Origin of the sequence: Paenibacillus glufosinatiresistens, assembly GCF_031470375.1 — a bacterium.
Taxonomy (GTDB): domain Bacteria; phylum Bacillota; class Bacilli; order Paenibacillales; family Paenibacillaceae; genus Paenibacillus_AQ; species Paenibacillus_AQ glufosinatiresistens.
Genome location: NZ_JAVFHT010000007.1, coordinates 141,543 through 165,235 on the forward strand (window position 1 = coordinate 141,543; position 23,693 = coordinate 165,235).

Sequence of the window (23,693 nt, forward strand, 5' to 3'; positions counted from 1 at the left end):
GAGCCGGTCTAGGCATCGAGCTTCTCCGGCACGGCGCCTGCCGTTCCGGGAGAGCCGGGGGAGGGGAGGTCGGAAGGCTCCTGGCGAATGCTGGGATTCAGGAGCATCAAGCCTAATACGATCATGCCGAATACCGCCATAATGGCAAAGAAAGACCGGACGGGTATGGAGAGGATCAGCACGCCAGCCAGCAGGGTGGAGAGAGGCCGCGAGGCTTCAAGCAATACCTTCATCAGACTGGATGCCCGGCCCAGGGCATCCTTGGGCACTTTCAGTACGAACAGCGTCTGCAGCGTAACGTTCGCGAGCGGGCTCCCCAGCCCGACGATGAATACGCAGGCCAGCTCTGCGTACAGAGGATGAATCCAGGTTAACGCTCCGAGACCGGCAAGCATCATGGCGATGCCGGCGGCGAGAACGGCCGCGCGCCGCAGCTTTCGAAGCAGGTTGAGCAGCAGCACTCCTGCCGTAATGCCGATCACGAAGAGAATTTCGAACAGCGCAAGCTCGGTTGAATCCCCGACAATGAGCGGGAACAAAAGCGTGGTAGGCGCCAGCATAAAATTAATGAGCACCAGATACAGAATCAGGTTTCTCAGCAGCGGGTGGGCGGTAACCGCAAAAATGCCCTCTTTGAAATCCCGGGCGAACCCGGAACGGTCCAGTTTCTCGGGGGATTTCTCCACCAATGGCCGGCTGCGGATCAGGGTTAGCAAGAGCGCCGATCCCCAAAAGGTGGCCGCATTAAACATAAAGGCATAGGACGTATCATAATGCAGCAGCAAGGCCCCTAAGGCCGGTGCAACCAGGCCGACCAGAGTCTGAATCATTTGAGCCAGGCTCTGCGCCTGCATCATCTGCTCCCCGGGGACAAGCGTTCGTACAGCCACTGTCCGGGCGGGGGTGAAGAAGGCGCCGAACGAGGATAAGAACAGGGCGGCCATAATCAGCATATAAGGCTGAAGCAAGCCGGCCGTCTGCATCGCGGCGATGAAGGTGATTATGATTCCTCTGGCAATGTCGCATACAATCATGATCTTCTTCTTGTTCCCTCTGTCTACGATCACCCCGGCGAACAGGCCGAAGATCAGCAGCGGTACAGTCTCGGACGCAATCAGCACCGACATGAGAAGGGAACTGCCCGTGATCTCTTTCATCATCCAGATCAAGGCGATGGCATATACGCCGTCGCCCAGGGCGGACACCACCTGCGAGGCGAGCAGCATCCGGTAGTTGGACAAGGATAGGAGACTCCGGTAGGAGGGCTTGACGGTCTGATCCATAACGGATGGATTCCTTTCTATGTGGATTGGGCCGCTTCCTGCATCTCTCGCAGCCGTTCCAGCCCTGCTCTCTTGGGGGAGTAATCGCCCAGAGGGATAGCCAGGCTGAGGAAGACGCCTTCTTCCGTCAGCATCAGGCGTCGGGCGACAAAGGAACACAGGATATCCCGTACCTCTTCGCTGCTTATTCCGAATCCCCGGGTGCGGAGTCTTGCCGCAACGTTGTCGCTGGAGCTCATGTTGTCGCATTCCAGATACACAGCCGTTTCGTGAATGCTTAGCAGGGTGATCGTGCGGGCGGCAACCGGCCTGGTGTCGACCAGAGCCAACTGATTCTCCTTGAGCACAGAGAACAGTTCGCTGGTGGAATAATCCGTCTTCCAAGAACGGATGGCTTCGGCGAGATTCCGGATATAAGAGGAAGGCTGCTGTCCGTCGCCGTAATCAAAATCAAAGTGGCAGGCGATTCCCGCGCGTTGTTCGGGCGGCAGAGCGGGATAGACGTATTCATAGGCTTGAAGCGGCCGGATATTCCGGATGCGGTATTCATGGGGCGAGTCGAAGTAAGGGCTGAACCGGTCCAGACGAATGGGTGAGGTTCCGGCCGGGGGAGCCAGATGGACAAGGCTTGGAATCAGCGATGCGGCTTCCTCATAGTCTTCGGGGTTCTCTCCGGGAAAGCCATAGAGGAAATTCCACATGGGGCCAACGCCATATTCGGCGCACCACTTCAAGAGGCGGACATTCTGAAGCATGCTCACGCCTTTCTTCATTCGTCTGAGCACGGAGGTAATCAAGCTCTCGATTCCAGGCTGCACATAATAGAAGCCGGCATCCCGGAACAATTGAATCTGCTCTTTGGTCAGATTGGCTTTGGTCTCGTAGAACATATTCAGGTTCAGGTTCCGGTCGCGGATCTCCGGCAGCAGGGATTTGAAATAGCCCATGTCGATGATGTTGTCGACGGCGGTAGCCCGGTTGGTGAAATTCTGATAGCGCTCTTTCAGATAAATAATCTCGTCGAGTGCCCGCTTGGGGGATTTGCTTCTGTAATTCATCGTCGAGCCGTTCAGGCCGCAAAAGAGGCAGTGGGATTTCTGTCCCCACCAGCAGCCGCGCGAGGACTCGAACAGAAAGCTCTGCTTCTCCGCCGAAGGTTCCAGGCCGGCCTCCAGATACTGCTGAAAATAATCGTCGTAATTGGGGTAGGGCAAGCTGTTCATGTCATGTACAGGCTGACTGGAGGCCGGGGCGCTTGGACCCGGCGCGCCATATCTGGGATTAAGCAGAACGCCCTGAACGGAACACTCCGTAAGGCTGCGGCCGGATTCCAGTTGTTTCATGAACTCGATGAAGGAATCATCGCCTTCGCCGGAGCAGACCACGTCAATAAAAGGATAGGCCTGAAGCGTCCCGGGTCCCATGACCCCATCCATGTTGGCCCCGCCGAAAGCGATGATTTTGTCCGGAAAGCGCTCCTTCAATCGTTTCGCCAGGCTCAGTGCGGCAACATTCTGCTGGAAGACCGAGGTGAATCCGATCACATCATAAGAGGCCCAATCCCGCTCGCGAAGAGCGCCGTCCAAGAAAGCTTCAACCTCGCTGCGGATGCAAGATAGCCGCTCGAACAGTTCGCGGCGTTGTTCCGGAGTCTCCGTACCCGAAGGGAAGGCGGCTGCATAATAATCGGTATATTCCTTGAAATTATCGACGCCGAACAGGGATTCGGAGAAAATCCATTCTCCCGCCAGGGAATTGGTGGCATAAGTAAAATTCTCCGCAAGATGATCGTAGGTTGCCTGGCCGATCATACGGGCAAAGGTGAGATTCAAGTAACAGGATTCACAAGCGATGCCGTGCTTCAGCAGCCCGGCTTGCAGCAGACTGATGCCTATCGACGGTCTGTAGGCGGACGCAAAAGGCATATTTACAAAGAGGACCCGCATCCTAACTCCTCCATTTTCTTCTTAGTCAACCTTTTATGGTGTGCATGGTCATAATATCCATTTGATGGAATAATGAGTTGTATGGATTATAGCTTCGGCATATCCGGCAGTCAATAATATTTCCCATAAAGTTGTAGATCCGGGACGGATGCTCACCCTTTTTCTATTTCAGAGCTACACGCATTTCTAACTCCGGGATATACCTGATTTTTGGGGTACCGTCTTCACTTATAATCATTTCTTTGTTTGCCGGGTCTTTGTACAGGTAGAGGTAAGGCTTAATAACGATAGTTTTGGAGTATCCGTTCAAAGGCTCGTAACGCGCATCCGTAACTTGAACTAAACCATCGGTCGGGTTCCAGCTGTGGCTGGTGAGAAAATTCAACTTATGCCCGGATTCGTCGAAAAGATCGTATCCCATTAAAGGGATATGGCGGGAATCGGAAGGGTCAACTGTAAGTCGCAGCGAGATACTTGTCGTCACTGGAGTAACTTCAACCTTCTCCAGATCTACCGTCAGGTTCTGATAGGAATGTTTGAGGTGAGGTGAGTATACCTTGAGGTCTGAAACGTTCAGACGGACCGGAACCGTAAGTGCATAAGGCTGGTCCACACCTTCCAATATTACCTCAAGAGATAATCTGAAGTGGTCAGGAAAAGGTTCTCCCCCTTGATTCCGCAGATCGGAGAACTCCAGAACAGAAGAATTTTTATCCCTTCCCTGAAAGCTGTAAATATCAATGGAGTTATCCGTTTGAGAGGGTTGGAAATCCTGAATGTCTCTTCCGTCTATAGACAGATGAATAGATTTGATTTGCGACTGTAAAGGTAGAGAGGTTGATTCGGCTTGACCCATGCGCTCTATCCCTAGAGAAAGGCGGGTCCCATCAAACATTACCACGGGCACTTGGAGTGAAATACCATTATGGCTATCCTGAGAGGCAGTGGAGGTATACCATCCGCGTTCATCAGCTGTACGAAGACCTAAATCGCCGATAAACTGAAAGAGGGTAGACAGGACGGGTACCTGCTTCATAGAGGCCGCCATAGTAGGGGAAAGATAAGGAAGAGTGAAGAGCATGACGGCTGCAAGTGAAGCGACAGAGAAGACAAACCGCGTCTTGCTCCTGCGGGAAGGTACCGGGACCGAAGGTAAATCGGTCTTATGATAACGGTCCATCGTGCTCTTCACCAAATCAATTGTTACCGGGTCCTCATTCAGAAGTCGCTTGATGAACTCCAAGTCGTTATCTTTTGGCATCTGCGTAGACTTCATAGCGGTCATACCCCCTTCTTTTCAGTACTTTTTTTCGGATACGTTCATATTTCTTACGGACCGTGGCTGCCTTGATGCCCATAATGGAACCTATTTCCTCATAATTGTATTCCTCGAGTGCTCTGAGAAGCAGAATTTGCCGTTCCTGCATGGTAAGTAATTCCAGTAATTGCACGATATATTCCGAGTAATGATGAGGAGCTTCCGAAGAGAGATGTTCGGTGCGATAGCGGGAGAAGAAATAGGACTCCCGACTTTTTCTTTTCAAAATATCTGTACAATGATTGTGGGCAATTTTGTAAATCCATGCTGAAAAAGATACAGTTGGGGTATAGGTTTTTATATGCCGAATCGCTTTGATAAAGATATCCTGTGCTGCGTCTTCGGCCTCTTGGCTATTCTTTAGCAGATAAAAGCAATATAAGTAGATGGGTTTTTGGAACTTCCGGATAATAGGTTCAAATGGCTGCACCTCACCTTCCTGAACGAATCGAATAAGCTGTTCCAGCTCCAGATCCGAGCCCGTGCCTGGGTTGCCTCTTGTGGCCATGGTCTTGTTCTCCCTCCTTTCACTTTGTATAACGATGAAGGATAACGTTTTGTGACCCTAGTACAATAATAGAAAGGGAGCCCGTCTATGAAATACGAAATCGTCCATACCAATACGTTCAAGTACGACTCCGAGGTCGATCAGAGCCTGAACACGATCCGGCTGAAACCGCTCACCGACGAGGTACAGCGGCTGCTTCAATACCGGGCGGACATCGCGCCGGTATCGCTTACCCAGGAACATACCGACCTGTGGGGGAACCGGGTCGAGACCTTTTTCATTCCGGAGAAACACCGCCTGCTTGAGGTCAAGACAACATCGCTTGTCAGCATTCAGCGCAGCCCGTTCGCCGACCAGATTCTGTACTCCGACCGGATGCGGGCGATCTTCCACTCCGAGCTGTTCCGCCAGCACTACCTGTCTTATCTCAACGAGACGGATTACACGTATCTGGAGCCCGCCCAGCTGGCCGAAGCCCAGCGTGAACTCGGCGGGATGAACAATCCGGTGCAGTATGCGATCAGCGTCATGCAGTACCTCTACCGGACATTCACCTACGACGGACAATCGACCCAGGTCACAACGACGGCGCGGCAGGCGTACGGGTTAAAAAAGGGCGTGTGCCAGGATCTGGCACACGTCATGATCGGGATTCTGCGCGCAAGGCGCATTCCCGCCCGCTATGTCAGCGGGTACCTGTATGTCGGCGAGAATTCCGCCCTGAAGGGCGACGCCGCCACCCATGCCTGGGTGGAGGTGATGGCGCCGGGCATCGGCTGGATCGGGCTGGACCCGACCAACAATGTCGAAGCGCTCGGCAATCACATCCGCGTCGGGACCGGACGCGACTATGCGGATGTCAGTCCGCTTCAGGGCGTGTACCGGGGCGGAGGCAGCACGCTGGAGGTCAGCGTGTCGGTCCGGCTGCTGGAGCAGTCGGGGAATTGAGCGGAGGAGGCGGAGGTAGGAATCACCGGACCATGAGGCTACGCGGTCTGCCCGGGTTCGCCTTCGGGCAGCTGTTCCTGCCGCAGCAGAGACATTACAATCAGCGACTCGAAAGAGTCGCCGATTCGGATGCATTCCCGGAGCAAACCCTCCGGCCGGAAGCCGGCCTTGGCATAGACATGCTGCGCCCGCAGGTTATGGGCCCGGACATCAAGCCAGATGCGGTGCGTGTCGGTATGGCGGAAGAGCCAGGCGGTCACAAGCCGCAGCAGTTCGCTGCCGTAACCCCGGTTCCTGTCCACAAACGCAATCCGCTTAATGCAGACCTGCAGATGCGGGTTCTCCAGACCGGTAACAATGCAGTATCCGACACGGCGTTGGTCCCGGTCTTCAATAATCAGATGCAGCATATCTCCAGCGTCCAAGGCGGTTCTGTGCTCGTCCCGGGTCCACTGGCCGATGAATGACCGGTTCCCCGTATCGCGTTCAGCCAATTCCACGAAGTCCAGGTCTTTATCTGCTGTTGGTCTCACTTTAATTAGAGCCGATTCCATTCTCACGGAAGCAATCTCCTCCTTGTACCTGAATCGCCGGCCGCAGGGCCGTTGCGGTTCAATGTAACACAGAGGTGGGAAGAACCGCTGTGCGTTAACATAACGGCGCGGTAGGCTGTAAGAAACCGCAATGCTCCAAGCGGGTAGATTCATCGGGGAGACAACAGCCCGGTCAGCCGGGTCTGACCCATGCCTCCATCAGCGGGCCCTTACTGCCGTAGACGGGGTCCGACTCCGGCAGGCCGACGCGCTGAATCTCCGGCAGCGCTTCCTCGCGCTCGGCGAGGGTCGCCCGGCGCGTATTGTAGTCGGCTCCACCGGGATAGACGCCGGCCACCAGGAAATCGGGGCTGCTGGCCAGCCGCTTGTGCGCCGTCCCTGCGGGAAGCACGACCACGTCTCCGGCGGCAACCTCGACCGCCGCGCCCTGATCGCCGCCGAGCTGGAGCGTGGCGGTGCCGGAGATGACGCCCAGCACCTCGTGGGCGTTGCTGTGATAGTGAGGGTAGCCGAACACGCCGTCCCGCCAGTTGCGGGTCCAGCCGTTCGCCGCAAAGACTGTGTCCGCCCGGTCCGGGTCCTTCAGCACAGACTTATACAGCAGTGCAGGAAATGCCGGGTTGTTCGGGAGCAGCCCGTCTTCCTTGAACCACAGCCGTGTCACTTCGGGGTGCGCGTCCGCGCCCGGCCTGAGGGGGTTCGTCATGGTGAATTCGCCTCCTTAATTGAGAAGAGGAGCGGCCTTGCGCCCCGCCTCTACCGGATATATACCCGCCGGGCAAGCGGCTTCCACATCGTGTATAATAAGGGCCATAAGTCTGCGGCCTGCCAAGGGGCGCAGGAACGAGAGGACAAGTCGATATGTTCGAGCTGGAGGCCGCCTCGTGGCTGACGGAGGACCGTCTGCGGGAGCTGCTGGAGCAGTACCGGTCGCTGGGACCGCTGCCGGGTCTGCTGCTGACTTTTATGAAATCCTTTGTGCCGCCGCTGCCCACGGTTCTGATTGTCGGATTGAATGCGGCCGTCTACGGGTTATGGCCCGGCTTTCTGTATTCGTGGATCGGGCTGGTGGCCGGCTGCCTGGCCACGTTCGCCATCATCCGCGGGGTTGCCTCCCAGCGCCATCTGCGCAGGTGGGCGGCCCGCCCGAGAGTCGCGAAAGCGATGAAATGGGTGCGGGAGAGCGGGTTCAGCTATGTGTTCCTGCTCAGCCTGTTCCCGGTCGGACCGTTCGTCATCGTCAATCTGGCCGCCGGACTCGCGGGCATGAGGCTGCGTTCTTACCTGCTGGCGGTGCTGGCCGGCAAAGGCATTATGGTGCTGGCGGTCTCGTATATCGGCAGCGACGCGGCGCGTTTTGCGGAAAGGCCGTTCGAGCTGATCTATGTCGTCCTGTTCGTTCTGCTCTGTCTGTGGGCCGTTAAATCCATTGAACGCTATTTCTCCCGGAAGTATGCCGGGGGAGGCGGAGGGAAAGGGGAACCATAACCGTCATGAAATACCGCAAGCTGGGAAGTACGGGACTGCGCGTCTCGGTGGTAGGCGTAGGAACGTGGCAGTTCGGAGGCGAGTGGGGCAAGGACTTCACGCAGCCGGAAGTCGATGCGATGCTGGACAAGGCCGGGGAGCTGGGCATTAACCTGATTGATACGGCGGAGTGCTACGGCGACCATCTGTCGGAGAGATTCATCGGCGGCTATATCAGCGGCAGACGGCGCGAAGACTGGGTGGTGGCGACGAAGTTCGGGCACCATTTCAGCGGGCATCTCCAGCGGGAGCAGCTCTGGAGCGCGGATGATGTGCTGAAGCAGCTCGACGGGTCGCTGAAGGCGCTGAAGACGGAGTACATCGACCTGTACCAGTTCCATTCCGGGACCGATGCCCAGTTCGACAACGACAAGCTGTGGGGCATGCTGGACCGGCAAAAGGCCGCGGGCAAAATCCGCCATCTCGGCGTCTCGATCAGCAGTTCCGGCAGCGGACGGCATCAGACGGAGGCGGCCGCTTCGGTCGGAGCCGAAGCGATCCAGGTCGTCTATAACCGGCTGGAGCGGGGGCCGGAGGAAGAACTGTTCCCGATCTGCGCGGAGCAGCGGCTCGGCGTGCTGGCCCGGGTGCCGCTGGCGAGCGGCTACCTCAGCGGCAAGTACAAGCCGGACGCCTCCTTCCCGGCAGGGGATGTGCGGGCGGGCCATGACGCCCAGAAGCGCGAGCTTCTGCTCCGGGAAGTGGAGCGGATCGCCCGGGAGGAAGTGCCGGAAGGCATCGACATGGCGCAGTGGGCGCTTGCCTGGTGTCTGAAGCATTTGGCGGTCACGACGGTGATTCCCGGCTGCAAGGATATCCGGCAGATTACGGCGAATGCCGAAGCGGCCGACCTGGAGATGGTACCGGATACCGAGGCCTGATACGGGCTGGAGCTCTAATCAAGGCTCCTAAGAAGGCTCCTAATAAAAGCTCTAAAAGAAAGCCGCGCTTCCCGAAGAGGGAGCGCGGCTTTGCCTTACCGGGAACCGGAGCCAAGGGGAACCGGCTTATCGCAGAGGGAACCGGCCGCTCCCTTATGATCCGCACGGAAGCGGCTTATTCCCCTGCGGCTTCAATCCGGCGTGAACCACTCCGCCGGCACCGTCTCGGGGTCCGGCCGGGACCGGTGCCGCCAGCGGTTCAGGCGGACGTCGTAGGCATAGTCGCGCCGCCACTGCGCGCCGTGCTGCGCAATCGCCGCCACGGCGTCCGCGATGGCATGCACCTCGCGGAGCGTCATGATCGGGTGCAGCGATACCCGCACCCAACCGGGCCGCTGCGACTGGTCGCCGCTGAAGGCGGCGGTGGCCGCGGCGGCGGACGCCTGCTCGCCGATGCCGAGCAGGTAATGGCCGTATGGTCCGGCGCAGGAGCAGCCCCCCCGGACCTGGATGCCGAACCGGTCGCTGAGCATCCGGGCGACCAGGTTGTAGTGCAGGCCGCGCAGATTGAAGGAGACGATGGGAAGCCGCTCCCGGTGGCGGGCCTCCAGCAGGGTGAGGCCGGGGATGCGGCTCAGCCTCGTCAGCAGCGCGCGGCCGAGCGCCTGCTCGCGCTCGGCGATCCGGCCGGTGCCCATCTGCTCTTTCAGCCGCAGACAGAGCGCGGTGCGGATCGTCTGGAGAAACGGCGGCGTACCCCCGTCCTCCCGGGCCTCCAGACTCTGAAGATAGCGGTGGCTGCTGAAGGGGCTCACCCAGGCAACCGTGCCGCCGCCCGGCTCGTCGGGGACGGGGCTTGCGGCGAGATCGGACCGCAGCATCAGCACGCCGCCCGCGCCGGGGCCGCCGAGGAACTTGTGGGGCGAGAAGAAGAGGCCGTCCAGCCGCTCGCGGGGGTCGGGCGGATGCATGTCGATCTCGACATACGGGGCGCTTGCGGCAAAATCCACGAAGCACCATCCCCCGTGCTCGTGCATCGCGGCGGCGAGGCTGCGGTAAGGGGTAACGAGCCCGGTCACGTTCGAGCAAGCGGTGAACGAGCCGATCTTGAGCCGGCCGGGATAAGCGGCCAGCGCTTCGCCCAGCTTCCGGGGGCAGGCGTTGCCGTCCGCTCCCGGCGGCACTTCGACCACGTCGGCCAGACTCTCCCGCCACGGCAGCAGGTTGGAGTGATGCTCCATATGCGTCACGAAGACGACCGGGCGCTCCCCGGGCGGCAGGTCCATCCGGCCCGCGAGCCAGGGCGGGAGCCGCAGGCCGAGCAGCCGCTGGAGCTTGTTGACCGCGCCGGTCATGCCGGCGCCGGCCAGGAACAGCGCGTCGTCCGGGCCGGCATGGACGTGGCGCTTGATGATGCGCCGCGCCTCCTCATAGGCGCGGGTGATGAGAGCGCCCGCAGCGCTCGCCTCGGTATGCGGGTTGGCGACATAAGGGCCGAACCGTTCCTGAATCCGCCGTTCAATCGGCTCATACAGCCGTCCGCTCGCCGTCCAGTCGGCGTAGAGAAGCCGCCGGGAGCCGTACGGCGTGAGAATCCGCTGCGACATGCCGATCGTATGCTCGCGGAATTTTCGAAACGCGTCCGCATGGGGCGCTTCTTCCTCCGTTGCGGAATGAATCACTTGCGTTCCCCCCAGCCTGATCATGGTCCACCCAGTATATGCCAGGGGCGGAGGATGGGTTAACGCCCATGCCGGAGGCGCGCCGTCAGATGAACAATTGCACGTCGCTCTCCAGCGCGTCCTTGAGGTAGGCCGCCGCGTCAATGATCTCGACTTCCGGCAGCAGTTCTTCGGGCTTGAAGCCCATAATCTCCACCGACAGCTTGCAGGCATAGAATTTGATGTTCTTCTTGCGCGCTCCCTTCAGGAAGTGAATCAGCTTCGGCGCGCCCTGGTCCTCGATCATCTCTTCCAGCAGCAGCCGCCCCAGCCCGCTGAAGTTCATCCGCGACAGCGGCAGCCGCTCGGGGCCCTTCGGGGTGACCACATCCATCAGCTTCTCGTACAGACTCTTGTCCTCGAGCGTCATCGTCTCGGGATCGCGCAGCAGAAACAATCCCCAGAACGCAAAAAACATCGTCACCTCGGCGTCGATGTCCCTTGCCGCGTTGGCCAGAATCAGTCCGGCCATCGCTTTGTCGTATTCTCCGCTGAACATCAGCAGGTTAACCTTCTTCGTCATGTGCAACAGCGCCTTTCATGTCCGCATAGAGCCGGTAATGGGAGGGGGCGTCCTTAGACGCCGCATCCTCCGGCTAGTATGGACATCGGGGCCAAAGCTATGCGCGAAAGGCCGGGAAGCGGGCTTCCTGGCTGCGGCTCAGTCGGCGGGTCCGCCGCCTTGGGGGCGGTTCTCATTCGGGCTTTCGGAGGCCGTATCCCGGGCCGCTTCGGGATGCGCCGCCGTATACTTCCGCTCATAGCTGCGGGCGAACAGCCAGACGGCGCCGGTGAACAGCACGATCAGGCCCAGAATAACCGAGAACCGCCAGTCTCCGTCTTTCTTGAAATTCAGCTGGACGACGGTGAGCACCAGGGAAATCTGGAACCAGACCAGCGTTCGTCTGCGGAGCGGAATAATTCCTTCACCCATCCGGGCCATGCTGCGGACAACGACAAGAGCGAGGCCGATCAGCAGCAGGGTGAAGACGCCCGTTGCGATCAGTTCTCCATTGGTAAAATCATTCATTCGCTCGATCTTCCTTTCGGTTCGGTGGATAGGAACTTATTCCCCGGAACTGCGGGGAGTCAGCATCGGCCCGATGCTGCTTGCAGGCAGCGGACGGGCGATATAATAGCCCTGGATGCAGCGACAGCCGCGGGCGACCAGGTAATCGGCCTGTTCCCGGGTCTCGACGCCTTCGGCAATCAGCGCGTATCCGAGCTGGGAAGCAACCTGGGCGATGGATTCGATGATCGCTTCGTCGATGGGGCTGATGCCGATGCCTGTAATGAAGGCGCGGTCGATTTTGATTTTGTTGACGGGAAAATGCTTCAGATAATTCAGGGACGAATATTTCGTGCCGAAATCGTCGATGGACACGGTAATGCCGATATCCCGGATCTGCTGAAGAAGCGGGTAATGCTCCTCCATCATCGCGGTGCTCTCGGTGATCTCGAATTCCAGAACATCGGCCTCCAGCCCGAACTCGTCCAGCACAGCCATAAGTCCGGGAATCAGACTGCGGTTATAGAACCAGCTGTTGGAGACATTGAGCGAGGTCCGGCGAACCGCAAGTCCCTGGGCCTTCCAGTCGGCGAGCTGGCGGCAGACCTCGCGGATGACCCAGTCGGTAAGCTGGACCATCAGACCGGCTTCCTCCACCGCCCCGATGAACCGGTTCGGGCCAATCAGCCCCTCGTGGGGATGGTTCCAGCGCAAAAGCGCTTCCAGACCGACAAGCTGCCCGGACACGATATCCACCTGGGGTTGATAATACAATACAAACTGCCGATTCTCCAGCGCCGACAGCAAATGGCGGTTGATGACGCTCTTCTGCTTGAGCTTGTCCCGCAGATTCTGGTCGAACATGTAACAGGTCTCTCCGGCCTGGGTCTTGGCTTGGTACATGGCCGTGTCGGCGAACCGGATCAGATCGTCCCGGGTCCCGGCATGCTCGGGGTAAAGCGCGACCCCGATGCTGGTCGAGAGGTTGAGCCGGGCCCCGGCCACTTCCATCGGTTCGCCCACGACAGAGCTAAGACGGGCGGCGAGCGCAGCCGCTTCTTCGGGGGCGTCTTCGAACAGCATGACGAATTCGTCTCCCCCTGTCCGGGCGAACATCCGGTAGGGCAGTCCGCTGTGCTGAATCCTCGCCGCCAGCGTCTTCAGCACCTGATCGCCTGCGCCGTGGCCGAGCGTATCGTTAATCTCCTTGAACCGGTTCAAGTCGAAGTAGAACAGCATATAGCGGCGGGTCGGATCATCGCTCTGCAGCAGAGCGTCGAGCGTATTGGTGAAGTGCCTCCGGTTCGGGATTTCGGTCAGGCTGTCGTAATAGGCCATCTGCTCGTAGGAGCGCTCCGACGCCCGCAGATCCCGGGTCCGGGCATTCACCAGCTGTTCCAGATCCCGGCTGAACCGGGTCTGCTGCCGGATGAAGTAGGAGACGAAGCCGAGAAGCGACAAGAGCGCGATATCAATCCAGAAGACCCCGGCCAAGGCCCGGCGCCGGACGCCGGGATGAAGCGGCTCGTGAATCTCCCATTGCTGGTTGTAGAAGGAGACGGGAACACTGATGATGGCTTCCGTCCCCTTCGGCCGGGGGCCGAACAGGTACTCGGAAGCCCCGCGGGTTACATAAAGGCTAGAGTTGCTGCCCAGGAAATGATCGACAATATCCTGAATCCGCAGCGTTACCGAAATGATGCCCTCGAAGGCATCGCCCGTGTACACGGCTTGGCGCATCACCAGGCCGTAATCGCCCTGGGCCAGCTTCCGCGGCCCGTCCATCACAATCCCCCGGGAGTTCATCGTCTCCCGGATAAGATCCGGCGAAGCCAGCGAAGCGTCGCTGAGAAGGCTTTTGCCCATAATGACAGCGCTGCTGTCCGGCGGATACGCATAATCAATGACGCCCCGGGGAGCGACGGCAATATTCAGCACATGGTCGGTGGACCGGTACGCGTTCTGCAGATACAGGCGGACCAGGGACGGGTCGGCGTCGAAGCCGACGGTCCGGATGAAGGAGCCCACGCCCCGGATGATCGACACCCGTTCCTCGATATTGGCGGACAGCATCGAAGCGCGGGCGGACAGGTCGGCTTGGACAGACCGGCGCTCCCGGTCGACCGATACGGAATAGTAGGAATACAGCGACAGCTGCAGGACAAAGATGATGGCGAGGATCAGCAGGAAGGGTTTTTTCTTGAAGAAAGCCATAGGGGGCCTCCGGTCAGCAGGACTCGTATTCTTGCGGCAGGAGATCAGATGCGGACCTGTAGGGCTGCCGCGTTGAAAATGTCGATTGATGTCGTGCCGATCCTCTCTAGGATGGCATTTTTAGCAAGTTTGCGCAAGTGAAATCGGCGGGGATTTCATGTATACTATTTAATGATAATTATTCTTATCTAATATTCATCTTATACAGGAGGCTTGCAGAACCGACATGAATGCATGGAGGTTATTTAAAAAGGCATCCCGGTTCGGCGTAATCCCGGTCATGATGGTTCCGGTGGTGCTCGGCGCCCTCGGGGCGTATGTCTGGGAGGGCGTCTTCCATCCGCTGCTCTTTGTGCTGACTTTCACAGGAGCGGCCGCCGCCCATCTGTTCTCCAACATGATCAATGATCTGTGGGATTACCGGAGCGGCGCGGATACGGAAGCGAAGAACACGCCGGGAGCCATCTCGACCAACTCGGGGTTTCTGGCTGCGGGCGTACTGAGCGAGCGCGTATTCGGCGCGATTACGTGGAGCCTGTTCGCGGTCGCGCTGATCTGCGGCCTGCTGCTCAGCGTTCTGGCTGGACCCGAACTGCTGTGGTTCGTGGCGGGCGGAGCGGTGCTGGCCTATTTCTACGTGGCTCCGCCGCTGCGGTTCGGCTACCGGGGCAGGGGCTACAGCGAGCTGGCGATCTTTCTCGCCTTCGGCCTGATGCCGGTGACCGGTTCTTACTTCGTCCAGACCGGCGAGTTCGGCTGGAAGCCGGTGCTCTTGTCGCTGCCGGTCGGCCTGCTGACCACGCTGCTGCTGTTCAACCATCATTTCCTGCACTGGCGCGCGGATCAGCGGGCCGGCAAGAAGACGGTCGTCGTAGCGCTCGGCGAACGCCGGGCGCTGCGTCTCTCGCGGCTGATGCTCTATGTTGCATACGCTTCGGTCGTGGTCTGTGCGGCGCTGGGCGCTCTGCCGTGGTATGCGCTGCTGGCTCTGCCGACCGCCGTGCCGCTGATCGGCGCGTACCGCAGGCTGGGCGCGGAGAATCCGTCCCAGGCTTATCTGCCGCTGATGGGCGCATCGCGCAGCGCCTCCGTGCGCTGCGGCTCGGTCATGGCGCTGGCGCTGCTCCTGCAGGGCCTGATCGGCTAGCTTCGTCACCTTTTCCTCTAGTCCCTAAATCTCCTGACAGAAAGAGAGCGATCTTCATGGACAAGCAGTTCACACTCGGCGATTTTCACACCATCCTGTCGGATGGACAGGTCTGGAAGACCGGCGGCTTCAAGCTGCCGGACGGCACCTTCTGGGCTTACCGCGAGCCGGAGGCGGTCGTCATCGTCCGCAACGGCATTCTCTACGTGCGGGCGCAGCTGACCCGCGGCCATAACCAGGTGCAGATTCTGGACAACGCCAAGCATATGTATTTCTCCGCCGAAGAGGTGGAGGTGCCGGAAGCCGGCGAGATCAGCTTCGAGCTGCAAATGCGCGCGCGGACGTCGGGAACGGCTCCCGGCGATCTCTACGACGGGTATGTGTCGCTTAATCTGCTGGACTTCTCGACCGGAGCGGCGCTTGATTTCTTCGCGGGGAACGACAAGTACGCGAGCGTCTACGCCATCCTGCCGTTCCCGGGCGTGAGCGTGCCCGATACGGGAGGAACGAAATATTTTTCCATATTTAAGGAAGATACCGATTTCCAGGCCCGCGAATTCAACACGTACAAGATCACCTATCACCGGGGGAACGACGAAGCGGTCTTCTACCTCAACGGCAGAGAAGTGCGCCGGGAGAAGAACATTCCGGTCAAGCTGAACCGGTTCACGGTTGCGCTCGGTATGATGACGGAGAAGGATCTGTCGCCCGAGGGCAGCGTATCCTGCCATGGACAGACGGTTATCGCCGAGTACTCCCCGGTTGCAGTAACCGTGACGGAGGGCTGAACCCCGCGTGAATCTCCGGACCTTCCTGAAATATGTAGAGATCCAGACCAAAGTGGCCAGTATGATTCCGCTGGCGATGGGCACGTTGTACGCACTGTACCGGTTCGACAGCTTCCGGCTGGAGAATTTCCTGTTCATGCTGCTCTCCCTTCTGAGCTTCGATATGGCGACGACAGCGATCAACAACTATTATGATTTCAAAAAGGCGGCCCGCACCCACGGGTACGGCTACGAAACGCATAACGCCATTGTCCGCTATAAGGTCAAAGAGCGCACCGCCGTAACGGTTATTGCCGTACTGCTGGTGCTCGCCGCCGGCGGCGGCCTGCTGCTGGTGTCGCAGACAGGGCTTCTGGTCTTCCTGCTCGGAGGCCTGTCCTTTCTGATCGGAATTCTGTACTCGTTCGGACCGATCCCGATTTCGCGGATGCCGCTCGGCGAGCTGTTCTCCGGCCTGTTCATGGGCTTCGTCATCATCTTCATCTCCGCTTATATTCATGCGGACGGCGAACTGGCGTCGCTTGCGCTGAGCGGGCCGTGGACCGATTTGTCGGTCCGCCTGGACATCCGTCTGACCGAGGTGCTCGCGCTGTTCGGCTTCTCGGTTCCGGCTGTTCTCGGGATTGCCAACATTATGCTGGCCAACAACATCTGCGATGTCGAGGAGGACATCGACAACCGGCGCTATACGCTGCCCGTCTATATCGGGAAGGCCCATGCGCTCCGGCTCTTCGCGGCGCTCTACTATTTGTCCTATCTGGACCTGATCGTTCTGCTGCTGCTCGGCGTCCACCCCCTGCTGGTGCTGGCGGCACTGCTGACGGTCATTCCGCTGCGCCGGAACATCGCCGCCTTCCGGGCCCGCCCGGAGAAAGCGGCGACCTTCATTCTCTCGGTCCGGAACTTCGTGCTGCTCTGCGGGGCCCGGATCGCGCTTATGCTGGCGGCCGTGCTGCTGGAGACGCTGTAGACAGGGAAAAGAAATACAGAAGGAAGACAGGCCCGCGCCTATGGCTCGCGGGCCTGTTCGGTCTGCCCGGAGCTTGGCAGCAGAGAAGATCCGGATTTGTGCGGTTTAGAGTAGGCATGCCGCGGAGGATGCATTACAATGGACACATTCTTAGATTTTTCTGGAAAGAGAGGGAGACATCGATGAGTACGAAGCTGCGTTGGGGAATTCTTGGCTGTGCACAGATCGCAACGAACGCGGTGATGCCGGCGATTCAGGCGTCTTCTTCGGGAACGCTCGCGGCCATTGCCAGCCGCCGTCTGGAGAAGAGCCGGGAGGTGGCCGGACAGTTCGGCATCGGACGCGCCTACGGGAGCTATGAGGAACTGCTGGCTGATCCGGAAGTGGATGCGGTCTACATCCCGCTGCCGAACCATCTCCACCGCGAGTGGGTAATCCGGGCGGCGGAGGCCGGCAAGCATGTGCTGTGCGAGAAGCCGCTTGCGCTGACGGCCGCCGAAGCCGGGGAGATGGTCGAAGCCTGCCGCAAGGCAGGCGTGCATCTGGCGGAAGCCTTCATGTACCGGCATCATCCCCGGATGAAGCAGGTGCGGGAGCTGATCGCGGACGGGGCCATCGGCGAAATTCGGGGCTTCCGCGGGGCATTTACGTATAACGATGCCGAGGATACCGGCAATATCCGCTTCCGGGCCGAGTGGGGCGGCGGCTCGATCTACGATGTCGGCTGCTATCCGATGAGCGCGGCCCGCTTCCTTCTGGGTGCCGAACCGGAAGCGGTGACGGCGCATGCCCGGTTCTCGCCGGAGCACGGCGGCGTGGATATGATGACCTCCGGGCTGGTAGAATTTCCGGGCGGCGTCAGCCTTATTTTTGACTGCGGCATGTGGGCGGCGAACCGGCAGGAGCTGGAGATTCTCGGAACGACGGGCCGGTTGTATCTGCCAATGCCGTTCAATGCGCGGGAGGAAGACGCCGACTTTGAATGGATTCGGGACGGCGCGGACCGCGAGACGGTTCGGGGCATCGGCGCCAATCCGTATGTGCGTCAGGCCGACGACTTTGCAGCGGCGGCAGGCGGGGCAGCGCCGATTGTGTCTCCCGGAGACCCGGCTGCGAATATGGCGCTCCTGGAAGCGTGCCTGAAATCGGCAAGAGAGCGGCGGCGGGTGGAGCTTGTCCCGCGCGGCCGGATCTGACGGCTTGGAGACCGGAGCGGGGTCTGCTCCGATCCGTGCGCAACGTGAAGCAAGGGAGGAGAAGGGCGTGATGGGCATGTCAGGAGATGGACGGGAGCCGGTGATCCGGCTGTCCGATGTGTGGATGAAGTATGGAGACCGCTATGTGCTGCGGGGAATCAACCTGGAGGTAGGCCCGGGGCAGATTGTGGGCTACATCGGGCCCAACGGAGCGGGCAAGAGTACGACCGTCAAGCTGATGCTCGGTCTCGTGCAGGGCTACAGCGGGCGAATTGAAATCTTCGGCCGCGACATTGCAGACGGCGATCCCGCCTACAAGCGGCGCATCGGCTACGTGCCGGAGATCGCCGAGCTCTACGAGAGTCTCACTGCCCGGGAATACCTGGTCTTCATCGGGGGCCTGTACGGTCTGTCGCGGGAGGAAGCGGAGGACAGGGGACGGCGGCTGCTGAAGCTGCTCGGCCTGGAGGGCGCCTTCCAATCTGTCATCGGCTCGTTCTCCAAAGGGATGCGGCAGAAGGTGCTCCTGGTCTCGGGCATGCTGCATGACCCCGATATTCTGTTCCTGGATGAGCCGCTCAGCGGGCTGGACGCGAACAGCGTCATGGTCGTCAAAGAGATTCTGGCCGGACTGGCGGCGGAGGGCAAGACGATCTTCTATTCCTCGCATATTATGGACGTCGTGGAGAAGATCAGCAGCCGCATCGTCCTCATTGCCGAGGGCGGCATCGTGGCCGACGGGACATTCGAGGAGCTGCAGGCGCACAGCGCGCAGGGTTCGCTGGAGGGGATCTTCAATCAGCTTACAGGCTTCGACCGGCACCGGGAGATTGCGTCCGAATTCATCTCGGTCCTGAGAGAAGGAGCGCGGACATGAAGGCAGATCCAATGCCCCGGGAATCCGGGGTGCTTCGAGTTCTGGACCGGCTCGCGCCGTTGTTGATCCGTATGGGGGCGGACTATCCGGTAATGCGCAGCATTGTCGGCGTGAAGCTGACGATGGACGGACGGCGCACGCCAACCGTGCTGGGCGGAACCGCCAAAGAATCGCCGCTTAGTTCCAGAACCGGCATCATCCAGTGGATCTACGTGCTGTACGGCGCGATGTTCGCGCTGATGCTGATGCTGCCTCTGAGCGACTGGATTCTGGCAGCCATGCAGTTCGGCGTGCTCACGTTCTTCATGATGACGACGCTGATCTCCGATTTCTCCTCCGTGCTTCTGGACCTTCGCGACAAAAGCATTCTGCTGTCCCGGCCGGTGGACGGCCGCACGCTGGGGCTGGCGAAGACCGTACATATTCTGGTCTATCTGCTGGGCCTCTCTCTGTCGCTGGCGGGACCGGGTCTCCTCGTGGCTCTCTTTTACAAAGGAGTTGCCTTCTTCCTGCTCTTCCTGGCGGGAGTCCTGCTGACGGATATGCTCGTGCTGGTGCTGACCGGCCTCTTCTATCTGCTGATTATGAAGCTGTTCGACGGGGAGAAGCTCAAGGACATGATCAACTACGTCCAGATCGGGCTGTCCGTGACCGTCATAGTCGGGTATCAATTCCTGTCCCGGATGTTCAATATGACCGTTGCTGCGGACATGACGCCCCGCTTCGCCTGGTGGGAAGTGCTGATTCCTCCGGTCTGGTTCGGATCGGCTTTTGAAGTCGTCCTGGGCGGCGAGCGCCGCCTGCCGTTCGTGCTGATGGCGATAGCCGCGCTGGCGGTTCCGGTCGTCCTCTGCATCGTATACATCCGCACGCTGCCGGCCTTTGAACGGAGCCTTGCGAAGCTGGCGTCGCAGGAGAGCGCCGGCGGACGGAAGTCGCGTTACGCCGATCTGCTGGCCCGGTTGTTCTGCCGGGGGCGCGAGGAACGGCTGTTCTTCGGGTTCTGCTGGTCGATGATGCGCCAGGAACGCGATTTCAAGCTGAAGGTCTATCCGACGATAGGATTGTCTGTCGTCTTCCCGTTTATCTTTATGGCTAACACGCTGGTCAGCGGAAATATCTCCGCCCTTCGCGGCACCAAGGCTTATCTGTACATTTATCTGATGATCGCCCTGATTCAGACGGTGGTGACGATGCTGGCCTACTCCATCAATTACAAAGCCGCCTGGGTCTACCGCGCGGTTCCGCTGACAAGCCCGGAACGAATCTACAGCGCCGTATTCAAAGCCGCGCTGGCCCGGCTTATCGTTCCGCTCTACCTGCTTGAAGCGGCGGTCTTTCTGCTGATCTTCGGCCCGGGGATCTGGCCGGATCTGCTGGCCGTGCTTCTGACGATGTTCCTGTATACGGTCATTTGCTATGCGGTCCAGCCCCGCAGTCTGCCCTTCTCCGAGAAGTACGAACGGAACCGGCAGAAGGAGAAGCAGAAGGGCGCCCTGCTGCTGCTGTTGATCCTGCTTGGGCTGGCCGGAGCTCACTATCTTGTCCGGCAGACGGAATGGGGCATCTACTTCTATCTGGCGCTGCTGGCCGCCGCCGGTCCGGCTGCCTGGCGGATCGCGTTCGGGCCGGCCAAATCGAAGTTCCGGTTCCCGTCTTCCGGACGCCGTTCCCTATCCAAATAGGGCATGAAGCGGCGGGGTCCGAAAAAAGGGTGCCAGTTCCAGGATTTACTTAGACAGCCCGCAGAATACAAGGTAGAATTACAGCAAAGCTCAGGATAGACGGTCTTCTTGGTACGCTTTACACGTACTCTTCATCGCATTCGCAGCCGCCAACCGACATGCATCCTGCCCACCCGTGTTTTGCCAGAGAAGGCTTTATTATTCTGACCGCGAGAGGTACATTATGGACCAACTGGGTATTCATTATAACTTCTGGATCGTGCTGCTTTCTTTTGTCATAGCGGTTGCCGCATCCTATTCGGCCTTCAATCTGCTGTCCCAGGCGGACGGCTCCTCCCCTTTCTCCAGACGACTGTGGCTGCTGACCGCCTCCTGTGTGATGGGAAGCGGCATCTGGGCGATGCATTATATTGGCATCATGGCCGGAGAGTTTCCGTTCAAAATTACCTATTATGCGGGCGGAGCCCTTCTCTCCATTCTGACCAGCATGGTATTCAGCTATCTCTCGCTGAGTCTGCTCGTATCCTCCAGGCCCCGGCTGGGCCAGATCATGACTGGAGGCGCTCTTCTCTGCGTCGCGATCGCCGGGATGCATTATATCGGCCTGAGCTCGCTGAATATGAAAGCTCACTTTCACTACAACCTGCTGCCCCAGGGCGTTGCGGTGCTGCTGGCTCTGTTCGCGTCCTGGCTTGGCCTGTTCCTCTTCAGCCGTTCCAAAGCTCAATCCGGCTTCAGCCGCTGGCGTCTGTTCGCCTCCGTCTTTCTCGGCTTTGCCATGACGGGGCTTCACTACACAAGCGTGAGAATCTCCCATATGGGCGATGCCGGGGCAGACGGCATCCCTTCCTCCTTCATGCAGACGGATGCCATTCTGCTGATCGGCGTCTCGCTGGTAACGCTGTTCATGTTCATCATATCGGGCAGCGCCGTGTTTCTGGACCGCCATGTGCTGGAGCGCATGGCCTACCACGACCCGCTGACCGGCCTGCCGAACCGGCATGGACTGGAGCGTTATTTTGAAGATGAATTCCTCGCCAACCGGTATGGTTCGGTATTCTTTGTGGATCTCGACCGGTTCAAGGCGATCAACGATACGCTGGGTCATGACATCGGCGATATGCTGCTGGAAGAGGCAGCCCGCCGCCTGCTGAAGCTGCGTCAGGAGGATGGACGAGGCCGGGTATTCCGGCTTGGAGGCGACGAGTTCCTGATTGCCATTCCCGGCTGCGGACGGGAAGAGGCGAAGGAAGAAGCGCTGCGGATTCTGAGCGAGGTGAAGCGTCCTTACCGGATCGAGGGCAACGAGCTGTATGTCACAGCCAGCATCGGGATCAGCCTCTCCCCGACCCACGGGATGGACCGTTCTTCTCTGATGAAGGCGGCCGATACGGCGCTCTATACCTCTAAGGATTCCGGCAAGAATAAATTCAGCATCTTCGACCAGGAGATGAACCGCCATCAGGTGCGGCGGATGTCGCTGGAGAAGGATCTGCGCAAGGCCTTGGCCCGCTCCGAGTTCATGGTTGTCTACCAGCCGAAATGGGACTCGCTGCTTAATGTTACAGTCGGTCTCGAAGCGCTGCTGCGGTGGAGACACCCGGAGTACGGAATCGTATCTCCGGCCGAGTTCATCCCGATTGCCGAGGAGACAGGCCTGATCGTCCCGATTACCTACTGGATGCTTCACGAGGTGTGCAGCCAGAATATGCTGTGGCACAAGGAATCCGTAGCCGAAGTCGCTGTGTCGATCAATATGTCCGCCAAAATGTTCGAGACCGACGATCTCTACGAGGTGGTGGAGGAGGCGCTGAGCCGTTCCGGCTTGCCGCCGCACTACCTGGAGCTTGAGATCACGGAGTCGATCGCCATGAACAATATGGAGGAGACCGTTGCCCAGCTGTCGAAGCTGCGCAGCCTGGGCGTCCGGGTGTCGCTGGACGACTTCGGCACCGGGTTCTCCTCGCTGGGCAATCTGGATGAAATTCCGGTGAACACGCTCAAGATTGACCAGGTGTTCATCCGCAAGAGCAAGATGCACTCCAAGAAGGCCATCATCAGCAATATCATTGCCATTGCCGGCAACCTGAACATGGATGTGGTGGCCGAAGGGGTGGAGACCCCGGAGCAGATTGAACTGCTTCAATCGCTGGGCTGCCGGGTGATGCAGGGCTACTACTACGGCCGGCCTATGCCTGTTAGTGAGCTGGGGCGCTGGTTCAGCGAGAATGCGCAGGCGGCGGGCTGAACGGCCGGCTCCGAAGACGTTCATGACCCATAACAGAAGCCCCCGGCTTCCGCGCAGGCGGATAGCCGGGGGCTTCTGTTATTCTAGGAACTAATAGAGGTATTTGACGATTCCGTTCAGGAAGCCGACGACGTGATCGTTGTAATACCAGAGATCGTACCGGACGCCGCTGATGGTGTATTTCTCGGTATAATCCGGGGCGCCCCAGGAGATTTGAACCTGCTGAGTCGTCATGCCTTTTGAAATGACACTGTTCTTGATTTTCTCCCAGATCTCGGGCGTGAACGAATACATCTTCTTCGGGTCGGAAGGGAAGAACATGTCCTTGTTCGCCAGAAGCTGGGCAATCTCGGTCGGCGAGTAGGCAGTATTGCTCCAGGCCTTCGTTCCGTCCGCAAAAGAGAAGATAAGAACGAACCGTCCCTTGAAGTCGGGCTCCAAATCCTTAATGGTGGTTTTTTGCAGCCGACAATCACTGCTGAACCGATTGATCCAATACACCTTACCGATGTATTTGGACAGACTGCCGATCGCTTTCTTCTTGGCCACCTCGTAAGTGCCCTGCGTCTGGACGACCTGCTTGGCCTGGCCGAACGAGACGTTGATCTTCTTGACGCTGTCGTTCCAGGAGAGGGAAGCGCCAAGTTCACTCTTCAGCAGATCGCCGGGGAAGACGGCGAGACTGCTGACCAAATGGACCTTCCCCAGCATGGTGACCGACTGTCCGTCCACGGTAGCGATGGCGCTGCCTACCTTGAACTGAAAGCTGCGTTCGCCGAGCTGGACCGTGAAGCTTTTGCCGTCCGCAGACGCCTTGACCTCTCCGCCCAGCTTCTGAAAGAAAGTCTGGATGGGCAGGAACATCATGCCGTT

The 23,693-nt window shown here is 59.2% G+C and carries 21 protein-coding genes; 10 read left to right on the plus strand and 11 right to left on the minus strand.

Translation table 11 applies throughout. The features are described 5' to 3' along the window. Nucleotides 1-8 precede the first annotated feature (8 nt). The 4 genes from RBI05_RS10390 to RBI05_RS10405 form a co-directional block, all read right to left on the minus strand. Complete coding sequence (locus tag RBI05_RS10390; RefSeq protein WP_310551044.1) at nt 9-1,283, minus strand: MFS transporter; 1,275 nt, start codon at nt 1,281-1,283, stop codon at nt 9-11. 17 nt (nt 1,284-1,300) lie between these two features. Continuing rightward, nucleotides 1,301-3,229 (minus strand): RiPP maturation radical SAM C-methyltransferase, encoded by a 1,929-nt coding sequence (locus RBI05_RS10395; protein ID WP_310551045.1) that lies wholly within the window; start codon nt 3,227-3,229, stop codon nt 1,301-1,303. Between the two features lie 163 nt (nt 3,230-3,392). Next, entirely contained in the window at nt 3,393-4,505 is a 1,113-nt protein-coding gene (locus RBI05_RS10400; protein WP_310551046.1) for a DUF4179 domain-containing protein, read from the minus strand. After that, a complete protein-coding gene (locus RBI05_RS10405; RefSeq protein WP_310551047.1) occupies nt 4,477-5,055 on the minus strand; it encodes an RNA polymerase sigma factor in 579 nt (192 codons plus the stop codon). The genes RBI05_RS10400 and RBI05_RS10405 overlap by 29 nt, the downstream gene beginning before the upstream one ends. Nucleotides 5,056-5,142: 87 nt before the next feature. On the opposite strand from RBI05_RS10405, the gene RBI05_RS10410 reads away from it, so the two are divergent. Continuing rightward, on the plus strand, nt 5,143-6,003 hold the full coding sequence (locus tag RBI05_RS10410) for a transglutaminase family protein (RefSeq protein ID WP_310551048.1): 861 nt from the start codon (nt 5,143-5,145) through the stop codon (nt 6,001-6,003). Nucleotides 6,004-6,041: 38 nt separating this feature from the next. Here the strand turns inward: RBI05_RS10410 and RBI05_RS10415 are convergent, their stop codons facing one another. Beyond that, the gene (locus RBI05_RS10415; protein ID WP_310551085.1) at nt 6,042-6,557 is read right to left on the minus strand and encodes a GNAT family N-acetyltransferase; all 516 of its coding nucleotides are present in this window, start codon (nt 6,555-6,557) and stop codon (nt 6,042-6,044) included. A gap of 172 nt (nt 6,558-6,729) precedes the next feature. After that, on the minus strand, nt 6,730-7,263 hold the full coding sequence (locus RBI05_RS10420; RefSeq protein WP_310551049.1) for a cupin domain-containing protein: 534 nt from the start codon (nt 7,261-7,263) through the stop codon (nt 6,730-6,732). Nucleotides 7,264-7,418: 155 nt separating this feature from the next. Between RBI05_RS10420 and RBI05_RS10425 the strand changes: the two genes are divergently transcribed. Further along, nucleotides 7,419-8,045: a TVP38/TMEM64 family protein gene (locus RBI05_RS10425; RefSeq protein ID WP_150456417.1), complete on the plus strand. Its 627-nt coding sequence runs from the start codon at nt 7,419-7,421 to the stop codon at nt 8,043-8,045. 5 nt (nt 8,046-8,050) lie between these two features. Continuing rightward, entirely contained in the window at nt 8,051-8,965 is a 915-nt protein-coding gene (locus RBI05_RS10430; protein WP_310551050.1) for an aldo/keto reductase, read from the plus strand. Between the two features lie 191 nt (nt 8,966-9,156). On the opposite strand, the gene RBI05_RS10435 is transcribed toward RBI05_RS10430, so the two are convergent. From RBI05_RS10435 to RBI05_RS10450, 4 genes are all read right to left on the minus strand, one after another. After that, the gene (locus RBI05_RS10435) at nt 9,157-10,671 is read right to left on the minus strand and encodes an aminotransferase class V-fold PLP-dependent enzyme (protein ID WP_310551051.1); all 1,515 of its coding nucleotides are present in this window, start codon (nt 10,669-10,671) and stop codon (nt 9,157-9,159) included. Nucleotides 10,672-10,732: 61 nt separating this feature from the next. Continuing rightward, nucleotides 10,733-11,209, minus strand: a complete 477-nt coding sequence (locus tag RBI05_RS10440; protein WP_310551052.1) for a DsrE/DsrF/DrsH-like family protein — start codon at nt 11,207-11,209, stop codon at nt 10,733-10,735. Nucleotides 11,210-11,347: 138 nt separating this feature from the next. After that, entirely contained in the window at nt 11,348-11,716 is a 369-nt protein-coding gene (locus tag RBI05_RS10445; protein ID WP_310551053.1) for a hypothetical protein, read from the minus strand. Between the two features lie 36 nt (nt 11,717-11,752). Continuing rightward, a complete protein-coding gene (locus RBI05_RS10450; protein ID WP_310551054.1) occupies nt 11,753-13,909 on the minus strand; it encodes a putative bifunctional diguanylate cyclase/phosphodiesterase in 2,157 nt (718 codons plus the stop codon). A gap of 226 nt (nt 13,910-14,135) precedes the next feature. On the opposite strand from RBI05_RS10450, the gene RBI05_RS10455 reads away from it, so the two are divergent. The 7 genes from RBI05_RS10455 to RBI05_RS10485 all read left to right on the plus strand — a co-directional run bounded on the left by RBI05_RS10455 (nt 14,136) and on the right by RBI05_RS10485 (nt 22,820). Beyond that, the gene (locus RBI05_RS10455) at nt 14,136-15,056 is read left to right on the plus strand and encodes a prenyltransferase (protein WP_310551055.1); all 921 of its coding nucleotides are present in this window, start codon (nt 14,136-14,138) and stop codon (nt 15,054-15,056) included. Between the two features lie 56 nt (nt 15,057-15,112). After that, nucleotides 15,113-15,844 (plus strand): DUF6081 family protein, encoded by a 732-nt coding sequence (locus RBI05_RS10460; protein WP_150456424.1) that lies wholly within the window; start codon nt 15,113-15,115, stop codon nt 15,842-15,844. 7 nt (nt 15,845-15,851) lie between these two features. Then, nucleotides 15,852-16,814, plus strand: coding sequence for a 1,4-dihydroxy-2-naphthoate polyprenyltransferase (locus RBI05_RS10465; RefSeq protein ID WP_310551056.1), 963 nt, complete (start codon nt 15,852-15,854; stop codon nt 16,812-16,814). A gap of 182 nt (nt 16,815-16,996) precedes the next feature. After that, nucleotides 16,997-18,010: a Gfo/Idh/MocA family protein gene (locus RBI05_RS10470; RefSeq protein ID WP_310551057.1), complete on the plus strand. Its 1,014-nt coding sequence runs from the start codon at nt 16,997-16,999 to the stop codon at nt 18,008-18,010. A 76-nt stretch (nt 18,011-18,086) separates the two neighbouring features. Beyond that, nucleotides 18,087-18,887, plus strand: a complete 801-nt coding sequence (locus RBI05_RS10475; RefSeq protein ID WP_310551086.1) for an ABC transporter ATP-binding protein — start codon at nt 18,087-18,089, stop codon at nt 18,885-18,887. Beyond that, nucleotides 18,884-20,572: a hypothetical protein gene (locus RBI05_RS10480; protein WP_310551058.1), complete on the plus strand. Its 1,689-nt coding sequence runs from the start codon at nt 18,884-18,886 to the stop codon at nt 20,570-20,572. The genes RBI05_RS10475 and RBI05_RS10480 overlap by 4 nt, the downstream gene beginning before the upstream one ends. 223 nt (nt 20,573-20,795) lie before the next feature. Next, a complete protein-coding gene (locus RBI05_RS10485; protein WP_310551059.1) occupies nt 20,796-22,820 on the plus strand; it encodes a putative bifunctional diguanylate cyclase/phosphodiesterase in 2,025 nt (674 codons plus the stop codon). 90 nt (nt 22,821-22,910) lie between these two features. Here the strand turns inward: RBI05_RS10485 and RBI05_RS10490 are convergent, their stop codons facing one another. Then, a complete protein-coding gene (locus tag RBI05_RS10490) occupies nt 22,911-23,684 on the minus strand; it encodes a copper amine oxidase N-terminal domain-containing protein (protein WP_310551060.1) in 774 nt (257 codons plus the stop codon). Nucleotides 23,685-23,693: the final 9 nt, after the last annotated feature.